This is a genomic window from Pseudomonas sp. MAG002Y, assembly GCF_019400845.1.
Lineage (GTDB): Bacteria > Pseudomonadota > Gammaproteobacteria > Pseudomonadales > Pseudomonadaceae > Chryseomonas > Chryseomonas luteola.
The window spans coordinates 99,366-109,361 of record NZ_WOEJ01000017.1 but is presented as its reverse complement, the minus strand read 5'-3'; the positions used below and the strand labels follow the sequence as shown (position 1 = coordinate 109,361).

9 protein-coding genes are annotated in these 9,996 nt (G+C 53.3%); 1 reads left to right on the top strand and 8 read right to left on the bottom strand.

Features of this window, described 5'->3' with window-relative positions; translation table 11 throughout:
* The coding region (locus GM154_RS20855) for a hypothetical protein (RefSeq protein ID WP_219653232.1) at nucleotides 1-219 on the top strand (219 nt) is incomplete at its 5' end.
* Here GM154_RS20855 and GM154_RS20850 read toward each other — a convergent pair.
* The 8 genes from GM154_RS20850 to flgE form a co-directional block, all read right to left on the bottom strand.
* Nucleotides 216-1,769 (bottom strand): flagellar hook-associated protein 3, encoded by a 1,554-nt coding sequence (locus GM154_RS20850; protein WP_219653231.1) that lies wholly within the window; start codon nucleotides 1,767-1,769, stop codon nucleotides 216-218. The two genes, GM154_RS20855 and GM154_RS20850, sit on opposite strands and share 4 nt — an antisense overlap.
* Nucleotides 1,770-1,780: 11 nt before the next feature.
* Nucleotides 1,781-3,832: a flagellar hook-associated protein FlgK gene (flgK, locus tag GM154_RS20845; RefSeq protein WP_219653230.1), complete on the bottom strand. Its 2,052-nt coding sequence runs from the start codon at nucleotides 3,830-3,832 to the stop codon at nucleotides 1,781-1,783.
* A gap of 9 nt (nucleotides 3,833-3,841) precedes the next feature.
* Nucleotides 3,842-5,068 carry a flagellar assembly peptidoglycan hydrolase FlgJ gene (flgJ, locus tag GM154_RS20840; protein WP_219653229.1) on the bottom strand — a complete coding sequence of 409 codons (1,227 nt, stop codon included), beginning with the start codon at nucleotides 5,066-5,068 and terminating at the stop codon, nucleotides 3,842-3,844.
* 13 nt (nucleotides 5,069-5,081) lie between these two features.
* Complete coding sequence (locus tag GM154_RS20835; RefSeq protein ID WP_010797882.1) at nucleotides 5,082-6,182, bottom strand: flagellar basal body P-ring protein FlgI; 1,101 nt, start codon at nucleotides 6,180-6,182, stop codon at nucleotides 5,082-5,084.
* Nucleotides 6,183-6,193: 11 nt separating this feature from the next.
* Nucleotides 6,194-6,889, bottom strand: a complete 696-nt coding sequence (gene flgH / locus GM154_RS20830; RefSeq protein WP_010797881.1) for a flagellar basal body L-ring protein FlgH — start codon at nucleotides 6,887-6,889, stop codon at nucleotides 6,194-6,196.
* Nucleotides 6,890-6,918: 29 nt separating this feature from the next.
* Complete coding sequence (flgG, locus tag GM154_RS20825) at nucleotides 6,919-7,704, bottom strand: flagellar basal-body rod protein FlgG (RefSeq protein WP_010797880.1); 786 nt, start codon at nucleotides 7,702-7,704, stop codon at nucleotides 6,919-6,921.
* Nucleotides 7,705-7,756: 52 nt separating this feature from the next.
* Nucleotides 7,757-8,494 (bottom strand): flagellar basal-body rod protein FlgF, encoded by a 738-nt coding sequence (gene flgF / locus GM154_RS20820; protein ID WP_010797879.1) that lies wholly within the window; start codon nucleotides 8,492-8,494, stop codon nucleotides 7,757-7,759.
* Nucleotides 8,495-8,678: 184 nt separating this feature from the next.
* On the bottom strand, nucleotides 8,679-9,986 hold the full coding sequence (flgE, locus tag GM154_RS20815) for a flagellar hook protein FlgE (protein WP_219653228.1): 1,308 nt from the start codon (nucleotides 9,984-9,986) through the stop codon (nucleotides 8,679-8,681).
* Between the last annotated feature and the right edge of the window lie 10 nt (nucleotides 9,987-9,996).

The following is a 9,996-nucleotide window of genomic DNA, read 5'->3' as shown; positions in this document are numbered from 1 at the left end:
TTCCCAAGCAGTTGGCTAACTTCGCCACCCCACCCGCCTACAGCAGATGGCCTAAACTGGTTACTCTCTATTTCGGCCTGTTTTGATGCTGCTTTAATTTTTCTCCATACCTTTTATCCGCAGCACATCCGTTCTAAACCTACATTAGGCTGCCTTTGCCAATCTGGCAGCAATAAAAAAAGGCGAGCCAGGCTCGCCTTTTTATTGCGTTGTATTTAAAGCTTATCAAACAAGCTCAATTGGCTGACTCGTGCAAAGGATGCCTGAGCCGCCTCTAGCATAGTTTGCTGAAGTATAAGCTTAGACGACGCTTCAGCCATGTCAGTATCACGAATATCCGACTGGGTAGAAGAGTTGGTCATATTCAAGCTTTCATTCTCGATCGAAAGCGTCTCGATCGTATTTAACCGTGCACCAATAGACGACCGAGTAGCGTCAACATTACTCATGGCACTATCAATATTTTTAACTGCCAAGTTAAGTGACTCATTCAATTTGAATTGTGCCGTCTCGTTACCCGTTACAGGGGTTTTAAGCGCCTTAGACAGATTGGACAATGTATCCAAGATACCTTGTGTTGTCTGTGATTTTGGCGACACACTTAGCTGGTCTCCAGCCTGAGGTGTTCCGCCTACTTGCAGTTGAACTCCTGCATAAGTTAACGACGAGCCACTTAATGATCCCTGCGCAACAGGCTTACTACCCTCGCTTATAGGTTGGGCATAAATTTCATAGTCCGTAGCACTGCTGAACTTAATGGAAACGCCAGTCGCAGGAAACTGCGTGATATAGGCTTGAGAGTCAACAACAGCCCCACCACTTAGCTGGACATTCGATGCATTCTGACCAGAAACTGAAAATTTGTCTGGCGCACTGGAAAGTTCGAATTGATGCCCTGTCAACTCTGAATCTAAAACAGTAGAGTCTTTTGACAGGCCGCTAATACCCAATGAAAAATCTACACCGCGGAACGAAATATTATTTGTAGACTTTGCTGGGTCGATTGTACCTGTTGCCAAGGCCTGGCTAGGATCTGCCTTGCTATAAACCTTGTACTCCTTGCTACTTGTCAGCTCTACTACATAGGGAGCGCCGCTAGCATACGAACTGCTAAAGGTTTGATTGTTAGTTACAACACCCTGACCAAGAAACGCCTTCTGACCACTGGCAGGAAAAGCTGTCACCTGAGATTCAGTGCGAGCATTATTAGATACACTCTCAAAAACGCTCCAACCGCTATCGTTGGAAGAAAGCCGCATAGAGCTGGAGACCTGCAGGTCAAGAGATCCTTGATCACCAACGTAGCTGTAAGTACCGTCTGGATTCTGGGTAAACGGTGCCTCTCCGCTCTTTGAACCGCCAAACAAATATTGGCCATTCGAGTCACGGCTATTCATCGCCGTTAGGAGCTGTTGCTGGATTTGATCTAACTCTGCAGCAACCGAGCTTCGATCCTTATCTGAGTAAGCGCCATTTCCTGCCGACAGTGCAAGTTCACGCGCCCGCTGTAACATATTATTTACAGACGTAAGAACGCTTTCCTCTTGCAGCAAGCTATTCTTCGCTGTCTCCAGATTGCCCTTGTACTGTCCTAGCTGAGCCTGTTGCTGCTCCAGCTGAAGCAAGCGAGCAGCGCCGACCGGATCGTCTGCCGGCGTCTGGATACGAACGCCGCTGGAGATCTGCTGTTGGGTTTTAACAATGCTCGAATAGCCGTTCTGATATCCGGCAATATTCGAAGCAAACATTTGTGAAGTAGAGATGCGCATGAATAAAGCCTCTATCGAACTGCATTGATCAGCGTATCGAACGTGCTGCGAGCGATCGAGATCACCTGCGCAGACGCGTTGTAATACTGTTGAAACTTGACCAGGTTAGCCGCCTCTTCGTCCAGGTTGACGCCTGATACCGAATCACGACTGTCTTTTGCTTGGGTCAGCACAGCGCTCGTTGCCTTGGTATCGAGCTCGGCCTGACTTGTAATGGCCCCTACTCGCTCAATCAATGAGCTGTAAGCACCTGTAATGCTGGTTCCTACACTCCCGCCACTGACGCCCACCGCATTCTTGGTTTGCAGATTCAGCAGTTGTTGAGCGTTGCGGTTATCAGAGGCGCCGCTCTTGTTGAACGACACCGTGAGGCTGTCATCCTTGGATGGAGAGCCGCTCACCGTCATTTCAAACGAGAACGTTTTGGCCGTTCCGTCTGTATTCAGTACCGCATTGCCAGTGTTATCCAGTACAGGAACATTGACAGCAACCTTGTTGTTGTTGCCCGGAACGATAGTACCGGTCCCGATGGATTCACCCTTGGTATTGAATACCGAGTAGCTCTGAGAGCCATTCGCGACGTCACCAAATACAATCTTGACCGGCGTGCCGTTCTTGATACCCGCCTGCATCTGAGCATTGGCGGTGGCATCATTAACATCCAGCTTGGTCGTCAAAGTCGGCTGCGTCACGCTGCCAGACCCTTTATTACCGGTTGTAAGCGTGGCAGACAACGGCGCAGCGAACGCCAGCTGAGAGGCATCCTTGAGCTGCGCAGAGATGTCTGCCGCCCCGGTACGAGTCGGTATGATCGTGAACTTGTCACCCTTTACCGCAGACCCGCTCGCCAGGCTCAGCGAGAAGCCATCAATCACCGGTGCAGGTGAAGCATCCAGGTTGTAAGAGCCCATGGCTTGGCCATCGGAAAGACGGCGCACCGAATATCTATTACCTTCCAGCATCGTGACTTCATAGTCACTAGTGGTCAGCTTGCTGGTATCCTTGATGTCTACGTTCAGGCTTGCCGTCTTATCGCTGTTGCCAATCTGGGCAAGGCTGCGATGAGAAACGTTAGCGGCGCTGTTAAGATCAGCAAACATCGGCGAACCGAAGTTGCCGTTAAGATCCAGGCCCTGCCCCAACTGGCTATTCACCTGCTCGGTAATCACCATCGCCATGCGGCCCAGCTCATTTCGGGCCGGATCAAGCACGTTGTCACGGTAGTTGAGCAATCCACCCATTTCACCGCCCGTTACTACGGAAGAGACATCTTGGGTTGTATTGGCCTTGGTCAACGTAACGGCATAACGCGCCGGATCGATTTGGCTGGAGCCTGCTGCAAGCGTAGACACAGAGTTGCCGACCACCAGGGGCTGACCTGAGCCGATATACAGGTTGTAGTTGCCGTCCTGGTTGACCACCGTTACGCCGATCATCTCGGAAAGCTGACGTACCGCCTCGTCACGGGCATCCAGCAGATCGTTGGGCGAAGCGCCGTTGCCCGAGGCCTCGGCAATAGCCTGGTTGTACTGAGCTACGCTACCTGCCAATTTGTTGGCCTGTGTGGCCATGCTGGCCAACTGCTCGTTAACGTAGTTGTTCTGGTCTACCAGCTGGTTGGTTACGGAATTGAAGCGCTCGCTCAAGCCCTGAGCCTGTGTCAGAAGCAGTTGGCGAGAGGCATTATCCGTAGGACTGGCCGATGCTGTCTGCAGCGCAGCAAAGAATGACTGCATGACCTTGCTAACGCCGGTAGTACCGTCCGACAGCAGTGAGTCGACCTGCTTGACCTGGTTGTAAAACGACTGCGCGGCGCTATTCAGCGCAGTGGTCGTCCTTACCTGGGTACCCAGGTAGTCATTATAAATACGGCGCACGTCGGCAATGGTCGTACCGGTACCAATATAGGAGGTACCTTCAAGACGCGCTGCCGTCGTTTTCTGAACAGTCTGCTGACGGGTATACCCTGCGGTATCCGCATTGGTAATGTTATGACCCGTCGTGCTCAAAGCACTCTGGCTGGCTGAAAGCCCCGAAAGTCCGATTGAAATGAGGTTCGACATGATCAGGCCTTATGAACGAATCGTAGTTGAGCTATTCGAGGCAATGTTCTGGTAAGTACCAATGCCTTGAGCAATTTGCGTTACCTTGCGTGCATAGTTCGGGTCAGTGGCGTAGCCGGCTTGCTGGAGTCCTTTCATGAACTTCTCTGAATCGCCTCCGCTGTTAAGCGCCTTCTGATACCGATCGTTGTCCTGCAGAAAGCTCACATAGTCATGGAAGCTGTCTGCGTACGAGTCATATGCACGGAACTTGGCTACCTCTTTAACGGGCTGCCCGTTCACATATTCGGTAGTCAGTGCACGCGCCGAACCACCCTGCCAGCCATGAGCCTTGATGCCGAACAGGTTGTGGCTACTGGAGCCGTCCTGCTGCTGGATGATGGACTTGCCCCAGCCGGTTTCAAGTGCAGCCTGGGCTACCAGGAAACGCGGGTCGACGCCGATCCGCTCAGCCGCTTCCTTCGCCATTGGCAGCATCGTGTTAACGAAGTCCTCACGGCTACTGAAGGATGACTTACTGGCCAGGGGCGGTTGCGCATACCGACGTCCACTAATCTCTTGGGAGGCACCCGTACTCAGACCTTTATCGGCCGAAACGGCCAGAGCTTGAGCAGGCTTCCAATCATTTTTTGACAGTGCAGTGTTAGCCGTGCCGGCAACTTGACTGGTCGGATTTTGTACATCCGGCACAATACCGGCCATGACGCGATCAACCAGCTTTCCAGGCAACGCCAGGCGGCGTTGATTGAGAAACTTGGAGTCATCACGCGCAGGATCTACAGTGGCCAGTTTGTGATCGGAGCGAAGCGTTGAAGGCTGGGCAGCCGCTGAAGCCTCACTTTTCGGCGCCGCCGCTGCCTGCCCTACCTGCGCAAATGGATTCGGACGATGACTGGTCTGACCCGTCTTCGAGAGCTGACGCTCAAGCACAGAGGCTAAGCCAAGGCCACCACCCTCTCGCGAGAGCGACACGGCCATCTGCTGGTCATACATGCTCTGGTATTGCTTGGTCGTTTCGCTCTGAAACGGACTGTCCTTATCGGCCAGCACTTCATTAGCCGAGCGCATGGACTTCATCATCTGGTTCAGGAAGAGCGACTCGAACTCCTGAGCCACTTTCTTGACGTTTTCCTCACTATCCCGGTTCTTGCCCTTCATCTGGGCAAGGCGGTTCAGGTCGGTGTATGCGCCGGAATCGACGTTACTGCTGTAGGTTCCGCCCAAACGAGAGTCCATGACTACTGCTCCGTTAAATTACAATCAGATCGGCCTGCAAGGCGCCAGCCTGTTTAAGCGCCTCGAGGATCGCCATCAAATCACTGGGTGCTGCGCCAACTTGGTTGACGGCCCGTACAATCTCATCAAGAGTCGTGCCAGGACCAAACCTGAACATCGGCTTGGCTTCCTGCTTGGCCTTGACCGTCGAGTTGGGTACCACTGCTGTCTGGCCGTCCGAGAGCGGATTGGGCTGACTGACAATGGGATCTTCACTGATGGTGACCGTCAGGCTGCCGTGCGTAACAGCTGCAGGCGCAACTTTTACGTTCTGCCCGACGACGATAGTGCCGGTACGCGAGTTGATAATGACCTTGGCAACTGCTTCGCCTGGGCTGACTTCCAGGTTTTCCAGCACAGAGATATAGTCCACGCGCTGGTTGGGATCGAGCGGTGCCGTCACACGAACCGAGCCGCCATCTACTGCCGTTGCCACACCAGGACCCAGCAGGTCGTTGATCTTGTCAACGATATGTTTGGCGGTTGTAAAGTCCGAACGGTTAAGGTTCAGCGTCAGCGAGTTGCCTTGATCGAAGCCGCTCGGAACCGGACGCTCGACGGTGGCCCCGCCGGGGATACGCCCTGCTGACGGAACGTTGACAGTGATACGCGAGCCGTCCTTACCTTCTGCGTCAAACCCACCTACAACCAGGTTGCCTTGCGCGACGGCATACACATTACCGTCGATACCTTTTAGCGGGGCCATCAACAGGCTACCGCCACGCAGGCTCTTGGCATTACCGATCGACGAAATGGTAACGTCGATCGTCTGGCCTGGCTTGGCAAACGCTGGCAGGTCCGCATGAATGGATACAGCGGCCACGTTCTTGAGCTGGACGTTTCCGCCGTTGGGGACCTTGATACCGAACTGCGCCATCATGTTATTGAAGGTCTGGACGGTAAACGGTGTCTGAGTCGTCTGGTCACCTGTACCATTCAAGCCTACAACCAAGCCATAACCAATCAACTGGTTGGTCCGCACGCCCTGAATCGTGGCGATGTCCTTGAGGCGTTCTGCCTGGACTGCCGTTGCCGACAGTACCAGTGCGAAAGCAACGCATAGATGTTTCAACATGATTTCACGCCTCAGAACGGAAATAGCGGACTAGTAAAGAAGCGGCTCAACCAACCCGGCTGACTGGCATCGGCAAATGCCCCGGTACCGGAATAGGTAATCCGTGCATCTGCTACCCGAGTGGAAGACACGGTGTTATTGGTGCTGATATCGTCTGCACGAATCAGTCCAGAAATGCGCATCAGCTCATTACCTGTGTTGAGCGTCAGCCATTTTTCACCCCTGACGGCCAATACTCCGTTGGGCATCACATCTGCCACCGTCACGGTCAAAGAACCCGTCAGACTGTTGCCTTGTGCAGCCTTGGCATCACCCTTGTTCTCTCGAGCGCCGTCAAACTGGGCGCCCAGGTTCAGGTTGCCACCCGAAAGCGGGTTGCCAATCTGTGCCTTGGTGCCAAACAGGGAGCTGACCCCAAGATTGGCCGAACTGTCCTTGGAAATATCCGAACTCGCGTTCTTGCTCGCCTGAGTCCTTTCTTCCAGCGTGATGGTAATGATGTCACCCACGCGGAACGCCTTGCGGTCGGTATACAGGTTCTGGTCGAACCCAGGCTGGTAAATGGAGCCATTGTTCTGCGCAGCCGGCATCGGCGTGCGCGGCAGCACCGGCGCGTAATACGGATCGTTTGGCTGAGCAGCAGGTGCTACGCAGCCAACCAGCAATACAGCGCCAAGCGCGGGAACAAGAGCAAGAAGGCGGTTCATACAAACAACGACCTCGCGAATAAAAGCGATTACAGGTTCTGAGTAACGAAGCCAAGCATCTGGTCAGCGGTGGAGATGACCTTGGAGTTCATCTCGTAAGCGCGCTGAGTAGTGATCATGTTCACTAACTCTTCCACGGTGCTTACGTTGGAGTTTTCCAATGTCTGCTGCATGACGGTGCCAAGACCATTCAAGCCAGGGGTACCATTCTGCGGAGCACCACTGGCAGCGGTTTCCATGAACAGGTTGTTGCCTACAGCCTGCAGGCCGCCCGGGTTGATAAAGTCAGCCGTCTGAAGGTTGCCGATCACCTGTGGCGCCGCATTGTTAGCCGTGGTTACCGACACCGTACCGTCTTCGCCCACAGTAAAGGTTCTGGTCTCGGCAGGAACAACAATCGCTGGCTCCAGCGCGAAACCATTGGCGGTAACGACCTGACCATCAGAGTTCAGGTGGAAGGTACCGTCACGGGTATAGGCAATCGTGCCGTCCGGCATGGAAACCTGGAAGAAACCACGACCGTTGATGGCCATGTCCAACGGCTGATCCGTGGTTTGCAGGCTACCTTCGGTAAAGTTTTTCTGGGTACCTACGATACGTACACCAGTACCCAGTTGCAGACCTGACGGCAGCTGGCTGTCCTGAGTGGACTGGGCGCCTGGCTGGCGACGTACCTGATACAGCAAATCCTGGAACTCGGCACGGTCGCGCTTGAAGCCCGTCGTGGAGACGTTGGCCAGGTTGTTGGAAATAGTGGTCAGGTTCATGTCCTGAGCGGACAGACCTGTTTTACTGACCCACAATGCAGACATCATAATTGCGTTCTCCTCAAGCGCCGGCTTTACGGCGTTTCATGCAAACTGATAATTAGGATTGCAAAACCTTTGCCATCGCAGCCGAGTTGTCTTCAGCCGAACGCATCATCTTGATGTGCAACTCGAACTGACGGGCCAGGGCAAGAACAGAGGTCATTTCTTCAGCAGCATTCACGTTGCTGCTTTCTACGAATCCCGAAGCCACACGGACATTGGCATCCGGCGCTGCAGGCTGGTTGTTCTTAGTGTGGATCAGGCCATCAAGACCTTTTTCCATTTGCTTGGTATCAGGGTTAACCAGCTTGATGCGGTCAACCTCGGCCAGTACGCGAGGACTCTCACCTAGCGCCTGAATACTGATTGTGCCGTCCTGACCGATTTCCACCTTGGCTTGCGGAGGCACCGCAATAGGTCCGCCATTGCCAATGACCGGAAAGCCGCCGCTAGTACGCAGCTGACCCAATGCATCAATCTGAAGGCTGGCGGTACGTACATACGCCTCGCTACCATCGGGCGCCTGGACAGCAATCATGCCGTTACCCTCGATAGCGATATCCAGGTTCCGTCCGGTCTCTTGAAGCGAGCCAGGCGTAAAGTCCGTTGCCGGACGCTCGCTCATGGCATAGACGCGTGAAGGATGAGTATCACCAAATACCTGCATCGAGCGTGCTTGCTCAAGATCCTTACGGAATCCTGAAGTGGAAACGTTCGCCAAGTTGTTGGCGTGGGCACGCTGTGCCATTTCATTCTGGCTGGCACCGCTCATAGCGACGTAAAGCAACTTGTCCATAGAATCCTCTAGCGACGGTTTTTTGCAGCGAATTGCTTCGATGCAGGATCTATAGCAAGGCCTGTGCCATATTATTTAAATTAGTTAAGTAGTTGATTTAAAAAGAAAAAGGCCTCGGATGAGGCCTTTTTATCAGAGCGCCGGAATATTGTTGCCGCTAGCGGCAAACCTATCCTTCCCCTAATTAACGAATCTGAATGATCGTCTGGGAAATAGCGTTCTCAGTTTCGATGGTCTTGGCGTTAGCCTGATAGTTGCGCTGAGCAACGATCAGGTCTACCAGCTGAGCCGTCAGATCCACGTTGGAATCTTCCAATGAGCCGGACTCGATCGTACCAATCACACCTGAACCCGGAGTACCACGAACAGGCTCGCCGGACGCAACGGTCTGGATCCAATTAGTGTTGCCTACCGGACGCAGGCCCTGCATGTTGGCGAAGGTAGCCAGAACAGTCTGACCAATGTTTTTCGACTGGCCATTGGTGTAGTTGGCGAACAACGTGCCGCTGGCATCTACGGAAAGACCTGACAGCTGACCCGTGGTATAGCCATCCTGGGTTACTTTAGTAACTGCAGAGCTGCTGTTAGTCTGGGTGACCTTGGTGATATCCAGGGTTACACCCGCACCGTTGGCAGCCGCGCCATTGGCACCCCAAACGACCGGATCAGCCTTGCTGTCTTTAACAGCAGCAGGCACCCAGTTGTTCATGGTCAGCACGTTGTTTGCGTCGACCTGGAAGTCATTCGACGCAATTGAGCTCATACGACCGGCAGCGTCAAAATTCACGTTCGCTGAATACGGTGTGGTTGAGGCTGGATCTGCAGGGTTACGACCGTCAACCGTTACATACATGGTCCACTGGTTTGTATCATTCTTGACGAAGTACTGCATCATGTTGTGCTCGTTACCTTGAGTATCGAACACACTGACTGAGGTAGACCAGTTGTAGCTAGAAGCCAGATTAGGATCGAATGTAGTGGACGTCGGTACCGTCGAGCTTGAGTTCAAGGTCAGCGTCTGTGCTACGGCAGTCGTGGCTTTAGGCAGCTGGTTGGTCGTATCGACCACAAGGTCAGTCACCGCGCCGGGCACAATATTACCATCGATATCAGCACGATAGCCCTGGAGACGGTTGCCCGAATTGTCAACGATATAGCCTTCTTTATCCGTGCTGAACGTACCGTTACGAGTATAGGTCTCCGTACCGTTGTTGCTCATGATGTAAAAGCCATTACCGTTAATGGCCATGTCCAGGCTATTGCCGGTCTTGCTGATTGTGCCCTGCGTGAACTGCTGGGAAATATTGGCAGTCAAGACGCCGCTGCCTGTGGTGTTATTGCCTACACCAAACATCGACGTTGCATAGATATCGGCAAATTCGGCACGGGATGCCTTGAAGCCGGTGCTGCCTACGTTGGCAATGTTATTACCGGTAACGTTCAGGTGAGTGCTTGCTGCTTTCAGACCGCTCAGACCAACATTGAATGACATAATTCTTTCC